Source organism: Bradyrhizobium sp. 186 (genome assembly GCF_023101685.1).
Lineage (GTDB): Bacteria > Pseudomonadota > Alphaproteobacteria > Rhizobiales > Xanthobacteraceae > Bradyrhizobium.
This window is the reverse complement of record NZ_CP082164.1, coordinates 3,165,896-3,181,900: the sequence shown is the minus strand read 5'-3', so window position 1 is coordinate 3,181,900 and position 16,005 is coordinate 3,165,896. Positions and strand designations below refer to the sequence as shown.

Here is a 16,005-nt window from a genome sequence, read left to right as displayed (position 1 = left end):
CGGATGTTGCGCATGTGGCGTGTTGGGTTGCTGGCCGGACTGGCGCTCGCGGCGGCGCCGGCGCATGCATTCATCGCCTATGTCTCGAACGAGAAGAGCAACACAGTGTCGGTGATCGACACCGAGAGCTGGACGGTGACCAAGACCATCAAGGTCGGCCAGCGCCCGCGCGGCATCGAGTTCACGCGCGACGGCAAGTTCGTGATGGTCGCGGTCGGCGACGACGACACCATCCAGGTGATCGACGCCAAGACGCAAGCGATCGTGGACAGCCTGCCCTCCGGCCCCGACCCCGAGCTGTTCGCCCAGGACGCCGCCGGCAAGATCCTCTATGTCGCCAACGAGAACGATAACACGGTGACCGTGATCGACCTGGAGAAGCGCGCGCGCCTTGGCGATATCCAGGTCGGCGTCGAGCCCGAGGGCATGACGATCAGCCCCGACGGCAAGACGCTGATCAACACCTCGGAAACCACCAACATGGCGCATTTCATCGACACGGGCTCGCGCCAGATCGTCGCCAACGTGCTGGTCGATGCGCGGCCGCGCTTTGCCGAGTTCAGGCATGACAGCTCGGAGCTGTGGGTGTCCTCCGAGATCGGCGGCACCGTCTCGATCATCGATCCCAAAAAGCATGAGGTGATCGGCAAGGTCACCTTCGAGATCCCGGGGCTGCGGCGCGAGGCGATCCAGCCGGTCGGCATCGGCATGACCAAGGACGACAAGACCGCCTTCGTCGCGCTCGGCCCAGCCAACCGCGTCGCCGTGGTCGACACCGCCACGCGCAAGGTGACGAAATATCTGCTGGTGGGACAACGCGTCTGGCACATGGCGTTCACGCCGGATGAAAAATACCTGCTCACCACCAACGGCGTGTCCAACGATGTCTCCGTCATCGACGTTGCCGCGCAGAAGGTGATCAAGACCATTCAGGTGGGCGAACTGCCCTGGGGCATCACGATCGCGCCATGACAAGCCCTGCTCCCATCGCCGAACCACACGAGACTGCGCCAAAGGCCGATCCGGCCGCGGTGCCGGCGCTGTCGATCGACGGCGTCAGCCATGCCTATGGCCCGCGCCGGGCACTGATCGACGTCTCCTTCAACGTCGCGCCGGCGAGTTTCACGGCGCTGCTCGGGCTTAATGGCGCGGGCAAGAGCACGCTGTTCTCGCTTGTGACGCGGCTGTTCGGCATCCAGTCCGGCCGTGTCGGCATTTTCGGGCACGATGTCAGCAGCACGCCCGGCGAGGCGCTGCGGCTACTCGGCGTCGTATTCCAGCCGCGCACCCTCGATCTCGATCTCTCGCTGACGCAGAACCTGCTCTATCACGCAGCGCTGCACGGGATCAGCCGGCGCGAGGCTGGCGCGCGAGCCGCCGAACTGCTCGATCGCATTGGCCTTGCCGATCGCGCCGGCAGCAAGGTGCGCGATCTCTCCGGCGGGCAGATGCGCCGGCTCGAGATCGCACGGGCGCTGTTGCACCGGCCGCGGCTGTTGCTGCTGGACGAGCCGACCGTCGGCCTCGACGTCAAGGCGCGCGCCGACATCATCAGCCATGTCCGCCAATTGGTGACGGAGCAAGGCATCGGCGTGCTCTGGGCCACGCATCTGTTCGACGAGATCACGGCCGGCGACGACCTCGTGGTGCTGCATCAGGGCAAGGTGCTGGCGCAAGGACCGGTCGGCCACGTGATTGCAGAAGCCGGCGCGCAGGACGTCAACACCGCCTTCATGCGCCTGACCGGCGCGCAAGTGATGCCGGGAGGCGGCGCATGAGCAGCATCACCGCCCGCGACACGCCACGCGGTTTCTCGTTTGCCGAGTACATGACCTGCCTCACCGGCATTGTCTGGCGCGAGGGCCTGCGCTTCCTGCATCAGCGCGAGCGCTTCGTCTCCGCGCTGGTGCGGCCCCTGGTGTGGCTGTTCATCTTTGCCGCAGGCTTTCGCCAGGTGCTCGGCATCTCCATCATCCCGCCCTACGAGACCTACATCCTCTACGAGGTCTTTATCGCACCCGGGCTAATGGCGATGATCCAGCTCTTCAACGGCATGCAGTCCTCGCTGTCGATGGTCTATGACCGCGAGATGGGCAATATGCGCACGCTGCTCGTGAGCCCGCTGCCGCGCGAGTTCCTGCTGTTCTGCAAGCTGCTCGCGGGCACCGCAGTGTCGCTGCTCCAGGTCTATGCATTCCTGCTGATCGCCTGGTTCTGGGACATCACCCCTCCGCCATCAGGCTATCTCACCGTGCTACCGGCGCTGATCCTGTCCGGATTGATGCTGGGCTCGCTCGGGATGCTGATCTCCTCGGGCATCAAGCAGCTCGAAAACTTTGCCGGCGTGATGAATTTCGTGATCTTCCCGATGTTCTTCGCCTCCTCCGCGCTCTACCCGCTGTGGCGGGTGCAGGAGGGCAGCCCCTATCTCTATTATGTCTGTGAGGCCAATCCGTTCACCCATGCAGTCGAGCTGATCCGCTTCGCGCTGTATGGACAGATCAACTGGATCTCGCTGGCCGTGGTCACCACCTGCACAATCGTCTTCATGATCGGGGCGATCTATGCCTATGATCCCTCGCGCGGGCTGGCGCGACGTGGCCCTGCGGGAGGTGAAGGATGATGGTCCGGATCGTAACCATGACCGCCGTGGCGCTCGCAGTCGCGAGTACAGCCGCGCGCGCGGCCGATCCGCGCTATCCCGACTGGCCGTGCACGCAGGCAAAAGTTCCGGACATCTCGCTCGCGGCCGTATGGGCTGGCCCTGCGCTCGACGACGTCCAGAACAAGTGGAAGGACGACGAGAAGGTCAGCGCGCTGGTCTCAAAGCTGTCGGCGCGGAAGACGCCGCTGGACGAGGCCGAAAAGTCGGTCAAGGAATTCTTGACGGGCTCGGCTAGCGACAAGACTACAAATGCAAAACTGCTGTTCGCGGGCCTGTTCGACACCCTCAACGCCCAGCGCTCCCAGGTCATGAACGGGCTCGAACGGGTCAGCCGCAAGCAACGCGAAGCCGCCGACAAGATCCGCGACGAGACGATTCAGCTCCAGTCGCTCCAGAGCGCGACGCCGCGCGACGAAACCAAGGTCGATGCGCTCAGCAACCAGTTGGTCTGGGAGACCCGCATTTTTGAGGACCGTCGCAATGTGGTGCGATTCGTCTGCGAGGTTCCGACCGCGATCGACCAGCGGCTGTTTGCGCTCGGCCGCCTGATCCAGCAGGAAATGGAATAGCGTCAGTTTCGCTGACGGCTCTCAACAGGTTCCCGCTATCTCCGCGCAATCGTTAATCTTTGCCGCGCTATCTGCCGGAACCAAATCGATCTTGGATGTCTTGTCGAAGTGAAGCTCGAATGCCGGGAGGCCTTGATGGGAACAACAAGATTTATCCTCGCGGGCGCTGCGATCATCACCATGCTCGCATCCAGCGCCTTTGCTGACGACATGACCGGAATGGTCACCAGGATCGACCGGCTCAACGGCACGATCTCGATCCAGCAAACGCAGAAGGGAACCGTCGGCGGCAGCGCAGGCGGCGCCGGCGCGCTTCAGGAGTACAAGGCCAAGGACGCCGCGATGCTCGACACCGTCCATGCCGGCGACAGGGTGAGCTACTCTGCGACCGACACCAACGGCACCGGAACGCTGACGAAGCTCCAGAAGCAGTAGCGCTGATCGGGCGATGACTACTGATCGGGGCGCGGCTCGGGCTGCGCCTCTTCGGTGGGCAGCTTCGCGCGCTCCCAGCCGTCGGTGCCGTCTGGATACCAGGCGATATTGGAATAGCCGTCAGCCAGCGCGCGCTTGGCGGCATTCCACGACATCCAGCAGTCGGCCAGGCAATAGATCACGAGCAGCGCAGCCTTGTCGCCGTGCGACGCTTGCGCCAGGCTGCGGCGAAAATAGCCGTCCATGGCCGAGGGGAGCGCGCCGTACCCAGTATCCGGCAGCCAGATACTGCCCGGGATGTTCTTGCGCGGCGCCTCACGCCAGACTGTGCCCTCTGGAAGGTTCTTCGGTTTCGGCGGGCGGGGCATCACATCGATGAAGGCACCGCCCTTCGCCCTCCAGATCGTCTCCGCCTCCCCCGTCGTGAGCACGCGCGCGCCTTCGAGCGTCGCCGGCACCGGCGCGCGGTAATTGTCGGTGCGAAAACCCTCGGGCTCGAACGGCTGCTGCTGCTGCGCCAATGCCGGCACCGCCAACGCGGCAACGACGAGCGCAGCGGCAAGAGGCCGCCTCATGGCGTCTTCTTGGCCGTCTCCGCGCCGAGCGGCCGGTCGCTCTCGTCCAGCAGCGGCACACCGAAGTCGAGCAGGATCTTGTTGATCTCGCCCTGGTTCTCCTGGATCAGCTTGTTGAGCTGCCGTTTCCAGTTCTGGTCTGCGGCCCGCACGCCCATACCGATGCGGTAGACCAGCTTCGGCCCGGTGGTTTCCTTGACCAGAGGCGTGACGTGAAGCGCGCCGGCCTTCTTCGCATAGAAGCCGGCCATCGGTCCCCACAGCACGCCGGCGTCGATCTTGCCGGCGGCGAGATCATCAATCATCGCCTGCGCCGAATTGTCGAAGCGCGTGTCGATCATCAACGGATAGGGCTTTGCGTCGCTCATCAGACCGGCAATCGCCATATTCGTCGCTGGCGGCGTGCCGGCGACGATGCCGACATGCTTGCCCTTCAGCCTGGAGTCCTCGAGCGTATCGACGTTCTCCAGCCCGCTGCCCGTCTTCGCGACCAGCGCATAGCTCGTGCGGTAATAAGGATTGGTGCCCTGCACGAGGTCATCGCCCTGCGGAAAGCCCATGATGACGTCGCAGCGGTGCGCGCCCAGCGTCATCTTCACGAAACCGGTGGCTTGCGGGAAGAAGACATAGTCGAGTTTTTTCTGGAGCTTGTTCGCGAACAACTCGGCGAGCTTGTTCTCGAGCCCCTCACCCTTTTCATTGGAGAACGGCAGGTTGCGCGGATCGGCACAGACGCGCAGCACGTTCGGGTCGACCAGCTCGAACGAGAGGTCGGCACTTTCCCTCGTTTGCGCGAGGGCAACGTCGCCGATCGCGCAAGACGCCGCCATCACACACAGCGAAAATAACCAGCGACGATGTCGTCCGGCCTCCTTCATCGCGCTTCCTCCATGTTTTGTCCGAATGCTATCCATGCAACGCACGGACGCATCATGTTTCGCCAACTTTGTGCTGGCTTGACTTGTTGCAGTGCAATGCGGCAAACCCCTTGGACTGAGGCGGAAAAGTGTCTCACGTCGCTTCAATGATTGCAGCCTTGTCCCTGCTGGGACTGACGACGCTAGCACGAGCCGGGCCGGCCGAATTGCCTGTAAGTGAAGTCGCGCCGGGAATCTTCGTCCATATCGGCGCCATCGCACTGATGACGCGGGAGAACGAGGGCACCATCGCCAATGTCGGTTTCATTATCGGCGAGGACGCGGTGGCCGTGATCGATACGGGGGGCAGCGTGCGCGAAGGCGAGGCGCTGCTCGCCTCGGTACGGGCCCGCACCAGCAAGCCTGTCCGCTACGTCATCAACACCCATGGCCATCCCGACCATGTGTTCGGCAATGCGGCCTTTGTCACTGAGGGAACCAGCTTCGTCGGCCATAGCAAGCTGCCGCAGGCGCTCGCGACACGCGGGCCGTATTATCTCGACAATTTTAGACGCATCATGGGCGACGAATTGATCTCCCCGGTCAAGATCGTGCCGCCCACGCTGCTCGTCACGGACACGCTAACGCTCGATCTCGGATCGCGCCGCCTGACGTTGCGGGCTTGGCCGGCTGCGCACAGCGACAACGACCTCACCGTGTTCGACGAGACGACGAAAACCCTGTTCGCGGGTGATCTCGTCTTTCTCCGCCACATTCCGGTGATGGACGGCAGCCTCCGCGGCTGGCTCTCCCTCCTCAAGGAGCTGGAGACCGCTCCGGCGGTCCGGGTCATTCCCGGTCACGGACCCGTGAGCGACTGGCCTGCCGCGTTGGCCGATGAACGGCGTTATCTCTCGACGCTGCTGTCCGACGTCCGCGCGCTCAACAAGAAGGGCGAGCCGATCCGGGCGGCCGCGGACAAGGCGGCCGCGTCGGAACGGCCGCATTGGGAGCTGTTCGACGACTACAACGCCCGCAACGCAACCGCAGCATTTTCGGAAATTGAATGGGAGTAGCGGGCGCGCTACGATGCCCCATGGGATCAGCTATCCTGACCCAGGGATCAGCTACGCTGACCCAGGGATTACTGCTTCGTCCGCGCGGGACCACGACCATGATGGCACACAATCTCCGCCGGACCTTGATCGCCGCGCTGCTCGGCATCGCCTTCGCCACGCCAACGCGCGCTGAGGAGGCCTATGATCCCTGGCCGGGCCTGGTACAGGACATCTTCAGCAATCGTCCGATGCAGGACGGCGCCGACGTCATCGGCATCGAAATGCCGTATCGTGCCGAGGATGCGGCCATCGTGCCCGTGACCCTGCGCAGCAAGTTGTCACCGGGCGACAGCCGCCGCATCCGCGCGATCACACTGGTGATCGACCGCAACCCCGCGCCGATGGCGGCGAAGTTCGAGCTCGGGCCCGACGCCAACGTCACGGAAATCTCCACCCGCGTGCGCGTCAACAATTATACCGACGTGCATGCGGTCGCCGAGCTCAGTGACGGCCAGCTCTATGTCTCGAAGACCTATGTAAAGGCGTCCGGCGGCTGCTCCGCGCCGGCGGGGAAGAACGCCGAGGAAGCCAGCAACCGGCTCGGCCAGATGCGCTACCGGCAATTCGCGCGGGAAGAAGCGCCAGCCAGCCGCATCCGGGAAGCGCAGATCATGATCGGCCATCCCAACAATTCCGGCCTCCAGATGGACCAGGTCACACAGCTCTATATCCCGGCCTTCTTCGTCGACCAGTTGAAGCTCACGCAGAACGACAGCCTCGTGCTTTCGATGGAAGGCGGCATCTCGATCTCGGAAGATCCCAATCTGCGCTTCACCTACGTCTCCAACGGCGCCAAGCGTTTTCGCGCGGAAGCCAAGGACACGGACGGACATTTGTTCCGCAATGAGTGGGATGTGGAGAAGCCGGGGACGTGAGGGGCGCCGCGCACGCTGAATTGCCCTCTCCCCTTGTTGCGGGAGAGGGTGGATCGCCGCGTAGCGGCGGGACGGGTGAGGGGTTCACGCACATCTCGCGACCGAATATGCTGACAGGCCCCCTCATCCGGCGCTTCGCGCCACCTTCTCCCGCAAGGGGAGAAGGGAAAGCACCGTCTACGCGGCCACAGCTAGAAACACCTCACCTCAGCCTCGGCCTGCGCACGCCTTAGATCATTCACCGCCGAATTCGCCTGCTCCGAGGTGCGGAACTGGACGCCGAGATTGCCGCGGACCTGGGACATGCTGAGCGCGGTCTCCGCAGTGACGTAGCGCTCGTAGGTCACGATCGAGGCGACCACGTCGATCGAGCAGGAACATTGCTCGATCGCCTGCCGGCTCTCACCATTGGCTTTCATGCAGCCATAGACATATTCGGCACGCGCCGAGGTGGGATAATCATTGGCTTCCTCGGCTCGCGCCACGCACGCGGTCGCCGCCAGCACCGCCAATGCGGCGACAATCGGTCGTAGCTGTCCCGCCAGATTCATGAGCGTCCTCCCGCTGGTTGCGACGAAAGCTATGCTATGCGTATTGTCTTGAAAAGAACTCCCTTCGAGGAAGCGGCTCACAAGGTGACGAGATTTCTTGGTCGAACTTTTGCGCTCGCGGTGACGCTGGCGCTGACACAGGTCGCAACCAGCCGCGCCGCGGACACGATCCGTCTTGCGGTGCAGAAAACCGGAACGTTCTCCTGGGAGCTGGCGACGATCCGCGCCAGCGGTCTCGACAAGGAGGCCGACCTGTCGTTGGAGGTCACCGAGCTTGCGAGCCCCGAAGCCGGAAAGATCGCGCTCCGCGCCGGCAACGCCGACATCATGCTGTCGGACTGGCTGTGGGTGTCGCGCGAACGCGCGCTCGGCGCCAAGCTGACCTTCTATCCCTATTCCAGCGCGCTCGGCGCGGTGATGGTGCCGGCCGCCTCGCCGATCAAGTCGCTCGCCGACCTCAGGGGACGCAAGCTCGCCGTCGGCGGCGGTCCGATCGACAAGAGCTGGCTGCTGCTGCAAGCGCGGATGAAGCAGGACGGCATCGACCTGAAATCGGAGGCGACCATCGCCTATGGCGCGCCACCTCTGATCGCCGCCAAGACGCTCGACGGCGAGATGGATGCGAGCCTTAATTTCTGGAATTTCTGCGCCCAGCTGGAGGCCAAGGGCTTTCGGCGCCTCGCCGGCATCGAGGACATTCTGCCGAATCTCGGCGCCAAGGGAGCGGTCTCCGCGGTCGGCTATGTCTTCGACGAGAGCTGGGCTGCGAGCCATCGCGATGCGGTAGCACGCTTCATCGCCATGACCCGCAAGGCCAAGCAGCTGCTGGTGACATCGGACGCGGCCTGGGAGAAGATCGCGCCGCTCACCGGCACGACCGACGCCACCATGCTCAAGACCTACCGCGACCGCTATCGCGACGGCATTCCGCGCCGGAGCATTACGGACGAGGAGGCAGACGCGCGCGTGCTCTACCGCGTGCTGGCCGAGACCGGCGGCCGCGATCTGGTCGGGCCGGCGGCCGAGCTCGATCCCGGTACCTTCTATCACGCAGTCCCTGGAGACTGAGGTGCTGCGTCTCATCTCGTTTACCCTGTTTCTCGCGATCTGGTGGACCGCCGCGCTGTTCGTCGGGGGCCCAAAGCTGCCCTCCCCGCCGGCCGTGCTCGACGTCATGATCGCCCAAGCATCGAGCGGCGCGCTGTTCCTGCATCTCGGCGCCACGCTCGCGCGCGTCGCGCTCGCCTTCGTGCTGGCGATGTCGCTCGGCAGCGCCATCGGCTATCTGATGGGGCGGGTGAAGCTCGCCGACCGGCTCGGCGATCCCTGGCTGATCCTGCTCTTGAACCTGCCGGCGCTGGTCGTGATCGTGCTCGCCTATATCTGGGCCGGGCTGACCGAAGCGGCCGCGATCACGGCAATCGCCATCAACAAGCTGCCGACCGCCGTCGTCACCTTGCGCGAAGGCACCCGCGCGCTCGACCGCTCGCTCGACGAGATGGCGACCGTGTTCGCGATGCCGCGCTGGCGTGCGTTCCGCCACGTCGTGCTGCCGCAGCTTGCGCCCTATGTCGCTGCCTCTGCACGTTCGGGACTGTCGCTGGTGTGGAAGATTGTGCTCGTTGCAGAACTGTTGGGGCGGCCGAACGGCGTCGGCTTCGAGATCGGGGTCGCGTTCCAGCTGTTCGACACGCCGCGGCTGCTGGCCTATTCGCTGACGTTTGCTGCTGTCGTGCTCGTCATCGAGACGGTGCTGGTGCAGCCGTTTGAGGCACGCGCAAGTAGGTGGCGCCCCCGTGCGGCTTGAGATCAATATCTCCGGTAAAACGTTCAGGAGTGCCGCGGGCGAAACGCACGAGGTGCTCGCGCCGGTCAAATTCGCGCTTGGTTCCGGCGAGGTCGGCGTGCTGGTCGGACCGTCCGGCTGCGGCAAGAGCACGATGCTGCGGATCATCCTCGGCCTCGATCGCGACTTTCAAGGGGCCATCTCGCGCCCGCCGGACGCCCGCATCGGCATGGTGTTCCAGGAGCCGCGGCTGTTGCCGTGGCGCTCGGTCGAGCAGAATGTGCGGCTGGCGGCGCCCGGGATCAGCGACGCAAAACTGTCCGAGCTGTTCAGGATCCTCGAACTGGAGCAGCATCGCAGCCACTTCCCCGGCGAATTGTCACTGGGGCTGGCCCGCCGCGTCGCACTCGCCCGCGCCTTTGCGGTCGAGCCGGACATTCTGGTGCTCGACGAGCCCCTGGCCTCGCTCGACGACGCGCTGGCCGGCCGATTGCGCGACGAGATCGCGACGCTGGTCGCCAGCCGGCCCGTCACGACGCTACTCGTGACGCACAGCCTGGACGATGCGGTGCGCCTCGGCGATCGCCTGTTCTTCCTGTCGCCGCGCCCGGCGCGCATTCTGGCCGAGGTACCCATCGGCATCCCGCGCGAGGCACGCGGCGACGCCGCGATTGCCGCGATCAAGGCCGGGCTTGCGCGGCGAGCCCAGGGTGAACAGGGCGGCGAACGCGCCGGGCGAGATGTCTCATAGGCAGCCGCGCGGCGCGTGTGCTAAACAGGCCGGCAGCGGAGCCTGACGATGAGACGAACCGTTGCTCTGACGACGCTTGGCTTCGCGCTCGTCGCGACCATGGCGAGCGCCCAGGACATGATGCGTGACGTCGACCTCACCTCGCCAGCCATGGTCTCTGCTGAAATGAGCCGGCAGGAGGTCGAGGCCGTACTGGCCAAAGCGAGCGCCGGCGCGCCCGCCGACTTCACCGGCACGCGCTTGTCGGGGCTCGATCTCTCGGGGCTCGATCTTTCCAGGGCGGTGCTTCGCACGGCACGGCTCAACAAGACAAAACTCGGCGGCGCCCGTCTTGATCGAGCGATCCTCGATCAGGCGTGGCTTCTCGACGCGGATCTCACGGGCGCGAGCCTGAAGGGCGCCAACCTGTTCGCCGCTCAGATGGCGCGCGCTCACCTCGACGGCGCTGATCTGACCGGCGCGCGCATCGCAGCCGATCTCAGCGGCGCGAGCCTGGTCGGCGCCTCGATCGCCGATGCGCATCTCGGCGCCGACATGCGCAACCAGTCGATGGGGTTGATGCGCGCCGTGCTGCGATCGGCCAATCTGGAACGGTTGAACGCGCGCAACGCCGACCTGTCGCGCGTCGATCTCGAGTTTGCCTCCCTCAGGGGAGCCGACCTGACCGGTGCGTCGCTCCGGAACGCCCAGCTCGGCGGCGCCGACCTGACCGGGGCGACCGTCATCGACACCGATTTCGAGGGCGCCGATCTCACCTCCGCCAGGCTGATTGCACCGATCGGCCTTGACCGCGCCAAAAATTTCGACAAGGCAAAGAACCGCGAGCGCCTGATCAGGCAATAGCGGCGTCGCCTTGGGAGGACGATTTGATGCGTTGGGGTCTGGTGTTGATCGCGTTGCTGGCGTTTGCCGGCGAAGCCGCCGCGCAAAGCAAGGGCAAAGGCATCCGGCTCTGGAATCTGACGACGGAGACGATTTCCGGCTTCCAGCTCTCACCGGCCGGCAAAACCGACTGGGGTGCGAACCAGACCTTGAACGACAAGGACAAGGAGGTCGACCACGACGAGCGGCTGCCTATCACCGGCGTCGAGCCCGGCCGCTACGACGCCAAGGTCAGCTATCCCAATGCGCGGCAATGCATCGTCCGCGACATCGAGATCAGGGCGGACGCGGTGTTCTCGATCGCCGACAAGGATCTGAAGGACTGCACCAAGTAACGCGGGCGCGTCACGCCTTGTCGTTCGGGTGCGGATATTCGCAGCGCCAGCGCACCGCCTGCCACTTCGGATGGTCGCCGATCCACTGCGCGATGTAGGGCGGCGCGGCCATCGCGCATTGCGTCGGCGATCCCGCATAGGAAAACACCAGATGCTGCTCCTCGCAGGTCGCAGGCGAGAGTAGCGCGCACACTGTCAACACAAGATCTATCGGATTCATGCCGGGATCCTCGCGCAAGGGCGATCAAAGTTTAGCACAAAAGGCTACGCTCCAAGGAGCGGGAAGTTTCAATCCGGCGTGAGAAAAGGGCTGGGCACCGGGCGTTCGCCTCAGTGTCCTAGAAATTCACCCCGAACACCAGACGAGCCTGGTGGCGCTCGAAATTGACGAGGTCGAGATTGGCGGCTGATCCGGCCGGACGTCCCCAGGCCTGCATGCTCCAGCTCAAGGTGAGACGGGAACGCTCGGAGAGCTGGAAATAGGCGGTGGGACCAACGAACAGAGCCTGGCCCGCGAACTCGCCAAGACCAATGCCTTCATACCGCCGGAAGTAGCGCACTTCACCACCGAGCAGCATGTTTGGGCGGACGCGCATCAGGCCGGCAAAGGCGGCGCCGATCGTGGAGCTCTTCTCGGACAGCCCCGCCATCTCGAAGCGCGCCCATTCCGGCTGATAGATCAGGTTGAGCGCGCCGATGGCGAAGTTCGGAATGAGTTCGCGATCGAAGGCGAGCGTGAAGTCGGTGCCGTACATCCGCCCTTTCGCGCCGCTGGTCTCGTCGATGCGGTCGCCGTGGAGCTCGACGGCAACGGTCAGCCCGAACGGCGCGCGCTCGCGATCGAGCAGGCGATAACGCAGGTCGAGCGAGGCGCCCTGGAAGTTGAGCTGGCGGCGGTCGTCTATATCGGGGACGCCGGTGATGTCGTGCAGCGTGGCGGTGCCACCGACCTCAACGCGGAAGTTCGGCAGCGGCACAACCTCGATCTCGACCTCCTGCGACAGCGCGCGATAGGTTCCACCGCCCTTGCCGAACCGGCCCGTCGTCTGGCTCTGGAGTTCACGCTCGCCGGGATTGCCGATATCGGTGCCGATCATGAACCCGAAGATGTGCTCGGTATCAAAGCCCTCTTCCGCTTCGGCGCGCGCCGGTGCAAGCGCGACGCTGCACGCAACCGCCGTCCAAAATCTCAAAGCTGCGACGCGCATCCCGTTTCCCGAAGGCGCGCGCCGCTGTGATGCGGCAGCAGCGCTGACCAGCGTCAGCGTAACATACTGAGGAACGAGCACGGGTGAGATTTTGGAGGAAGAGTGCGCGAGCCCGATCAAGTGTGAGACTTTGCATCGACGCCAAAGCGACGGCCCAAGTCGATGTCGAGCGAAAGCGACCCGAACACTGCCGCGGCTTCGACGGCGTTTGCCTTCGAAGCCGCGGCAGGTCGTCAGGTAGTCCTACTTGCGCGAAGCGCAGGCGTACATGTTGATTTCCATGCCGACCGGCACTTCCACGATCTTCGGAGCTTTCCAAGCCATTCGGGGTCTCCCAAGGGATTGAGCGCGACATCGCGCCGACCAAAACCTAGGGCTGCGTCAGGTGCAGCGCAAGTCTGGATTCGAGGACGGAATACATCTGCCGCGATTCTCCACGCCGACACTTCTCTCTCGGACAAGAGATGTTCACTCTCGGGCAAAAGCCGCACCTTGTGCGATGCACCGCCGCCCCTTTTCGACTCGCGGGCAACGGCGGTCTTAAACGGCAGTCTTAACAGTCCTTGTCGGCCACTTGCGGACTGGACTTCGCGCCTTCCGCCCGCTCAGCCGCGGTCGGCTGGCCCTGCATCTGCCGCTGCGCATCTTCAGACGACGCTGCTGCTTCGCCGCTTGCACGATTCATCGTGCTGGTCGGCGGATGCTGGCTGGTCTCACTCGTCGAACTCTGCGACTGCGCCGCGCCGACGGTGACGGGACCGGAACCAGCATCCTTATCGGTGCTGGCGCTGCCGGTGTTGCAGGGACCCGCGATGGCGACACCGGCGCTCAGTGTCAGGATCGCGCACGCAGCGAGAACGGATCGTTTCGTGTTCATCTGCATCACTCCTCTTCTCCCGCCGCGCTACCCCGGCGCCGAGCGGGACCTTGCGGAAAGAACAGGCCGGGCAGCTCGAGGTTCCGAACTTCCAGACGGAATTACGCCCGGTCCGGGTGACGGGCACTCATCGCAGCAGCCGCAGCAGGCTGCGGCCGGCGCGCGAGTTCAATTCCTTCGCATCCAGCGTTCCGTCCTTGTCCGGATTGGCCGCGTTGAAGCGCTGCTCCACCACCGACAGATATTCATCCAGCGTGAGCGTCCCGTCGCGATCGGGATCGGCCGCAGCGAGCTCCTTCGCCGTCAGCCGTCCGCGCAATTCGCGCGTGTCGAGCGTGCCGTCGTGATCGGAATCGAGCTTTGCGAACAGCGCGGCCGCAGCCTTCTTCACCTCGGCAAGATCGAGCGTGCCGTCGTTGTCGGTATCGAACATCTTGACGGCGTTGCCGGAGGCCGACCAGGCCGGACCGGACAGCAGTGCAACCGTCAACGCAAGCGCAACAGAGCGACGCGATATCATCAAAACCTCCCGTAACAGTGCTTCCCGATTCGAGCGGGACCGAGATAACATAAGTCCCCAAGCGGCCGCCGGTTCAAGTCTGGAATTGCAACCGGCGCGCTCTACAACTTTCGGAACCCGACCACGTGAGCCCGGCGCTTCACGCCGCGGAATTTCGCCAGCGCCTCCGCGCAAGCCAACAATCGATAGCCGTAAGGTTTCTGTAAGGTAACTTGCATCTGGCGTCCAACATATCGGCACGGCGCTTACGACTTTCGTATTGACGCGTTTTGCTTTCCGACCGACTGTTGCAATCGCAGCGTCAAGAGGCGCGCATATTGGGAGGAACGGATGAAACGCTTTGCGATGGCCGCGAGCCTCGTCATGCTTGCATCGACGTGTGCAAACGCCCAGACCACCGAGCAACTGGTCAAGGGGGCGACCGATACATCGAACGTTCTCAACTACGGGATGGGCTACAATCTCCAGCGCTTCTCGACGCTGAACCAGATCAACAAGGACACCGTCAAGAATCTCGTCCCGGTCTGGAATTACAGCTTCAACGACGATCGCAGCGAGGAATCGCAGCCGTTGGTCTACCAGGGCGTGATCTACGTGACCTCTCACAACGCGACCATGGCGGTCGACGCCAAGACCGGCAAGCAGATCTGGAAGAGCAAGATCGAATATCCGGCCGAGACGCCGCGCATCGTCTGCTGTGGCATTATCAATCGCGGTGCGGCGCTCTATGACGGCAAGCTATTCCGTACCACGCTCGACGCCAACGTGATCGCGCTCGATGTCAAGGACGGCAAGGAGCTATGGCGGCAGAAGGCCGCCGACATCAAGGAAGGCTATTCGATGACGGTGGCGCCGCTGGTCGCCGACGGCGTGGTCATCACTGGTATCTCCGGCGCCGAGTTCGGCACCCGCGGCTTCATCGACGGCTGGGATCCGGCAACGGGCAAGCATCTCTGGCGCACCCATTCGATCCCCTCGCCGGACGAGCCCGGCGGCGAAACCTGGAAGGGCGACACCTGGAAGCTCGGCGGCGGTTCGACCTGGATCACGGGTTCTTATGATCCCGAGCTGAACACGGTCTATTGGGGCATCGGCAATCCCGGCCCGTTCAATTCGGCGGTGCGTCCCGGCGACAATCTCTACACCTGCTCCGTGCTGGCGATGGATCCCAAGACCGGCAAGATCAAGTGGCACTACCAGTTCTCGCCGAACAATCCGTTCGACTACGATTCCGTCGCCGAAATGGTGCTCGCCGACATGAATGTCGAGGGCAAGCCGACCAAGGTGCTGATGGATGCCAACCGCAACGGCTTCTTCTACGTGCTCGATCGCACCAACGGCAAGCTGCTCGCGGCCAATCCTTACGTGAAGGTCAATTGGGCAACCGGCGTCGACATGAAGACCGGACGCCCCGTTGAGACCGACGTCAGCAAGGACGCGCGCGAGGGCAAGAAGGTCACGGTCTATCCGTCGATCCTCGGCGGCAAGAACTGGGAGCCGATGTCGTTCAATCCGCAGACCGGGCTGGCCTACGCCAACACGCTCGCCTTCGGTGGCAGGTACAAGACCGAGCCCGTCACCTTCAAGCAGGGTGAATGGTATCTCGGCATGGACCTCACCGATCTCTGGGAATGGGGTGACGGTCCGCGCGGTCATCTGAAAGCGATCGATCCCATGACGGGCAAGGCGAAGTGGGAAGCACCAAGCGACATCCCGCGCTTCTCCGGCGTGCTGTCGACCGCGGGCGGCGTCGTGTTCTCGGGCGCACTGACGGGCGAGTTCGAGGCCTTCGACGCCGACACCGGCAAGAAGCTCTGGCAGTTCCAGACCGGCTCCGGCATCGAGGGGCAACCGGTGACCTGGCAGCAGGACGGCGTGCAGTATGTCGCCGTGACGAGCGGCTATGGCGGCGTCTACTCGCTGTTCTCCGGCGACGAGCGGCTGGCGAAGGTGCCGCCCGGCGGCTCGCTGTGGGTCTTTGCGGTCAAGCAGTAACGGCAA

At 64.2% G+C, this 16,005-nt stretch carries 21 protein-coding genes; 13 read left to right on the top strand and 8 right to left on the bottom strand.

The window, feature by feature from the left end:
- Nucleotides 1-3: 3 nt before the first annotated feature.
- From IVB18_RS15130 to IVB18_RS15110, 5 genes are all read left to right on the top strand, one after another.
- Nucleotides 4-972, top strand: a complete 969-nt coding sequence (locus IVB18_RS15130; RefSeq protein WP_247989841.1) for a YVTN family beta-propeller repeat protein — start codon at nucleotides 4-6, stop codon at nucleotides 970-972.
- A complete protein-coding gene (locus IVB18_RS15125; protein WP_247989840.1) occupies nucleotides 969-1,778 on the top strand; it encodes an ABC transporter ATP-binding protein in 810 nt (269 codons plus the stop codon). Before IVB18_RS15130 ends, IVB18_RS15125 begins: the two co-directional genes overlap by 4 nt.
- Nucleotides 1,775-2,623, top strand: coding sequence for an ABC transporter permease (locus IVB18_RS15120; protein ID WP_247989839.1), 849 nt, complete (start codon nucleotides 1,775-1,777; stop codon nucleotides 2,621-2,623). Before IVB18_RS15125 ends, IVB18_RS15120 begins: the two co-directional genes overlap by 4 nt.
- Nucleotides 2,620-3,234, top strand: a complete 615-nt coding sequence (locus IVB18_RS15115; protein ID WP_247989838.1) for a hypothetical protein — start codon at nucleotides 2,620-2,622, stop codon at nucleotides 3,232-3,234. Before IVB18_RS15120 ends, IVB18_RS15115 begins: the two co-directional genes overlap by 4 nt.
- Nucleotides 3,235-3,369: 135 nt before the next feature.
- Nucleotides 3,370-3,669: a copper-binding protein gene (locus IVB18_RS15110; RefSeq protein WP_247989837.1), complete on the top strand. Its 300-nt coding sequence runs from the start codon at nucleotides 3,370-3,372 to the stop codon at nucleotides 3,667-3,669.
- Between the two features lie 17 nt (nucleotides 3,670-3,686).
- Here IVB18_RS15110 and IVB18_RS15105 read toward each other — a convergent pair whose 3' ends face one another.
- Nucleotides 3,687-4,244, bottom strand: coding sequence for a PQQ-dependent catabolism-associated CXXCW motif protein (locus tag IVB18_RS15105; protein WP_247989836.1), 558 nt, complete (start codon nucleotides 4,242-4,244; stop codon nucleotides 3,687-3,689).
- Nucleotides 4,241-5,122, bottom strand: a complete 882-nt coding sequence (locus IVB18_RS15100) for a substrate-binding domain-containing protein (RefSeq protein ID WP_247989835.1) — start codon at nucleotides 5,120-5,122, stop codon at nucleotides 4,241-4,243. Before IVB18_RS15100 ends, IVB18_RS15105 begins: the two co-directional genes overlap by 4 nt.
- A 128-nt stretch (nucleotides 5,123-5,250) precedes the next feature.
- Here IVB18_RS15100 and IVB18_RS15095 point away from each other — a divergent pair, with 128 nt between their 5' ends.
- Nucleotides 5,251-6,177 (top strand): quinoprotein relay system zinc metallohydrolase 2, encoded by a 927-nt coding sequence (locus tag IVB18_RS15095; RefSeq protein ID WP_247989834.1) that lies wholly within the window; start codon nucleotides 5,251-5,253, stop codon nucleotides 6,175-6,177.
- Nucleotides 6,178-6,275: 98 nt separating this feature from the next.
- A complete protein-coding gene (locus tag IVB18_RS15090) occupies nucleotides 6,276-7,094 on the top strand; it encodes a quinoprotein dehydrogenase-associated SoxYZ-like carrier (protein WP_247991648.1) in 819 nt (272 codons plus the stop codon).
- A 191-nt stretch (nucleotides 7,095-7,285) separates the two neighbouring features.
- Here IVB18_RS15090 and IVB18_RS15085 read toward each other — a convergent pair whose 3' ends face one another.
- A complete protein-coding gene (locus IVB18_RS15085; protein ID WP_247989833.1) occupies nucleotides 7,286-7,645 on the bottom strand; it encodes a hypothetical protein in 360 nt (119 codons plus the stop codon).
- An 84-nt stretch (nucleotides 7,646-7,729) separates the two neighbouring features.
- Here IVB18_RS15085 and IVB18_RS15080 point away from each other — a divergent pair, with 84 nt between their 5' ends.
- Genes IVB18_RS15080 through IVB18_RS15060 form a run of 5 tightly spaced genes read left to right on the top strand, consistent with a single transcriptional unit; the run spans nucleotide 7,730 to nucleotide 11,399 of the window.
- Nucleotides 7,730-8,713 carry an ABC transporter substrate-binding protein gene (locus IVB18_RS15080; RefSeq protein ID WP_247989832.1) on the top strand — a complete coding sequence of 328 codons (984 nt, stop codon included), beginning with the start codon at nucleotides 7,730-7,732 and terminating at the stop codon, nucleotides 8,711-8,713.
- 1 nt (nucleotide 8,714) lies between these two features.
- The gene (locus tag IVB18_RS15075) at nucleotides 8,715-9,452 is read left to right on the top strand and encodes an ABC transporter permease subunit (protein ID WP_247989831.1); all 738 of its coding nucleotides are present in this window, start codon (nucleotides 8,715-8,717) and stop codon (nucleotides 9,450-9,452) included.
- Nucleotides 9,442-10,182, top strand: coding sequence for an ATP-binding cassette domain-containing protein (locus IVB18_RS15070; protein ID WP_247989830.1), 741 nt, complete (start codon nucleotides 9,442-9,444; stop codon nucleotides 10,180-10,182). The genes IVB18_RS15075 and IVB18_RS15070 overlap by 11 nt, the downstream gene beginning before the upstream one ends.
- Before the next feature lie 48 nt (nucleotides 10,183-10,230).
- The gene (locus IVB18_RS15065) at nucleotides 10,231-11,025 is read left to right on the top strand and encodes a pentapeptide repeat-containing protein (RefSeq protein ID WP_247989829.1); all 795 of its coding nucleotides are present in this window, start codon (nucleotides 10,231-10,233) and stop codon (nucleotides 11,023-11,025) included.
- A 26-nt stretch (nucleotides 11,026-11,051) separates the two neighbouring features.
- Nucleotides 11,052-11,399 carry a hypothetical protein gene (locus tag IVB18_RS15060; RefSeq protein ID WP_247989828.1) on the top strand — a complete coding sequence of 116 codons (348 nt, stop codon included), beginning with the start codon at nucleotides 11,052-11,054 and terminating at the stop codon, nucleotides 11,397-11,399.
- 10 nt (nucleotides 11,400-11,409) lie between these two features.
- Here the strand turns inward: IVB18_RS15060 and IVB18_RS15055 are convergent, their stop codons facing one another.
- The 5 genes from IVB18_RS15055 to IVB18_RS15035 all read right to left on the bottom strand — a co-directional run bounded on the left by IVB18_RS15055 (nucleotide 11,410) and on the right by IVB18_RS15035 (nucleotide 14,004).
- On the bottom strand, nucleotides 11,410-11,619 hold the full coding sequence (locus tag IVB18_RS15055) for a hypothetical protein (RefSeq protein WP_247989827.1): 210 nt from the start codon (nucleotides 11,617-11,619) through the stop codon (nucleotides 11,410-11,412).
- A gap of 118 nt (nucleotides 11,620-11,737) precedes the next feature.
- Entirely contained in the window at nucleotides 11,738-12,607 is an 870-nt protein-coding gene (locus tag IVB18_RS15050) for a hypothetical protein (RefSeq protein WP_247989826.1), read from the bottom strand.
- A 243-nt stretch (nucleotides 12,608-12,850) separates the two neighbouring features.
- Nucleotides 12,851-12,931, bottom strand: a complete 81-nt coding sequence (gene pqqA, locus IVB18_RS15045; protein ID WP_008562446.1) for a pyrroloquinoline quinone precursor peptide PqqA — start codon at nucleotides 12,929-12,931, stop codon at nucleotides 12,851-12,853.
- Nucleotides 12,932-13,160: 229 nt separating this feature from the next.
- A complete protein-coding gene (locus tag IVB18_RS15040) occupies nucleotides 13,161-13,484 on the bottom strand; it encodes a hypothetical protein (protein WP_247989825.1) in 324 nt (107 codons plus the stop codon).
- Nucleotides 13,485-13,611: 127 nt separating this feature from the next.
- A complete protein-coding gene (locus IVB18_RS15035; RefSeq protein ID WP_247989824.1) occupies nucleotides 13,612-14,004 on the bottom strand; it encodes a calcium-binding protein in 393 nt (130 codons plus the stop codon).
- Between the two features lie 330 nt (nucleotides 14,005-14,334).
- On the opposite strand from IVB18_RS15035, the gene IVB18_RS15030 reads away from it, so the two are divergent.
- Nucleotides 14,335-15,999, top strand: a complete 1,665-nt coding sequence (locus tag IVB18_RS15030) for a methanol/ethanol family PQQ-dependent dehydrogenase (protein WP_247989823.1) — start codon at nucleotides 14,335-14,337, stop codon at nucleotides 15,997-15,999.
- Nucleotides 16,000-16,005 lie beyond the last annotated feature (6 nt).

Bases quoted from the DNA above. Each gene is read 5' to 3' on its own strand.
- IVB18_RS15130 (WP_247989841.1), top strand. From the start codon at position 4: ATGTTGCGCATGTGGCGTGTTGGGTTGCTGGCCGGACTGGCGCTCGCG.
- IVB18_RS15125 (WP_247989840.1), top strand. From the start codon at position 969: ATGACAAGCCCTGCTCCCATCGCCGAACCACACGAGACTGCGCCAAAG.
- IVB18_RS15120 (WP_247989839.1), top strand. From the start codon at position 1,775: ATGAGCAGCATCACCGCCCGCGACACGCCACGCGGTTTCTCGTTTGCC.
- IVB18_RS15115 (WP_247989838.1), top strand. From the start codon at position 2,620: ATGATGGTCCGGATCGTAACCATGACCGCCGTGGCGCTCGCAGTCGCG.
- IVB18_RS15110 (WP_247989837.1), top strand. From the start codon at position 3,370: ATGGGAACAACAAGATTTATCCTCGCGGGCGCTGCGATCATCACCATG.
- IVB18_RS15105 (WP_247989836.1), bottom strand. From the start codon at position 4,244: ATGAGGCGGCCTCTTGCCGCTGCGCTCGTCGTTGCCGCGTTGGCGGTG.
- IVB18_RS15100 (WP_247989835.1), bottom strand. From the start codon at position 5,122: ATGAAGGAGGCCGGACGACATCGTCGCTGGTTATTTTCGCTGTGTGTG.
- IVB18_RS15090 (WP_247991648.1), top strand. From the start codon at position 6,276: ATGATGGCACACAATCTCCGCCGGACCTTGATCGCCGCGCTGCTCGGC.
- IVB18_RS15085 (WP_247989833.1), bottom strand. From the start codon at position 7,645: ATGAATCTGGCGGGACAGCTACGACCGATTGTCGCCGCATTGGCGGTG.
- IVB18_RS15065 (WP_247989829.1), top strand. From the start codon at position 10,231: ATGAGACGAACCGTTGCTCTGACGACGCTTGGCTTCGCGCTCGTCGCG.
- IVB18_RS15060 (WP_247989828.1), top strand. From the start codon at position 11,052: ATGCGTTGGGGTCTGGTGTTGATCGCGTTGCTGGCGTTTGCCGGCGAA.
- IVB18_RS15055 (WP_247989827.1), bottom strand. From the start codon at position 11,619: ATGAATCCGATAGATCTTGTGTTGACAGTGTGCGCGCTACTCTCGCCT.
- IVB18_RS15050 (WP_247989826.1), bottom strand. From the start codon at position 12,607: ATGCGCGTCGCAGCTTTGAGATTTTGGACGGCGGTTGCGTGCAGCGTC.
- pqqA (WP_008562446.1), bottom strand. From the start codon at position 12,931: ATGGCTTGGAAAGCTCCGAAGATCGTGGAAGTGCCGGTCGGCATGGAA.
- IVB18_RS15040 (WP_247989825.1), bottom strand. From the start codon at position 13,484: ATGAACACGAAACGATCCGTTCTCGCTGCGTGCGCGATCCTGACACTG.
- IVB18_RS15035 (WP_247989824.1), bottom strand. From the start codon at position 14,004: ATGATATCGCGTCGCTCTGTTGCGCTTGCGTTGACGGTTGCACTGCTG.
- IVB18_RS15030 (WP_247989823.1), top strand. From the start codon at position 14,335: ATGAAACGCTTTGCGATGGCCGCGAGCCTCGTCATGCTTGCATCGACG.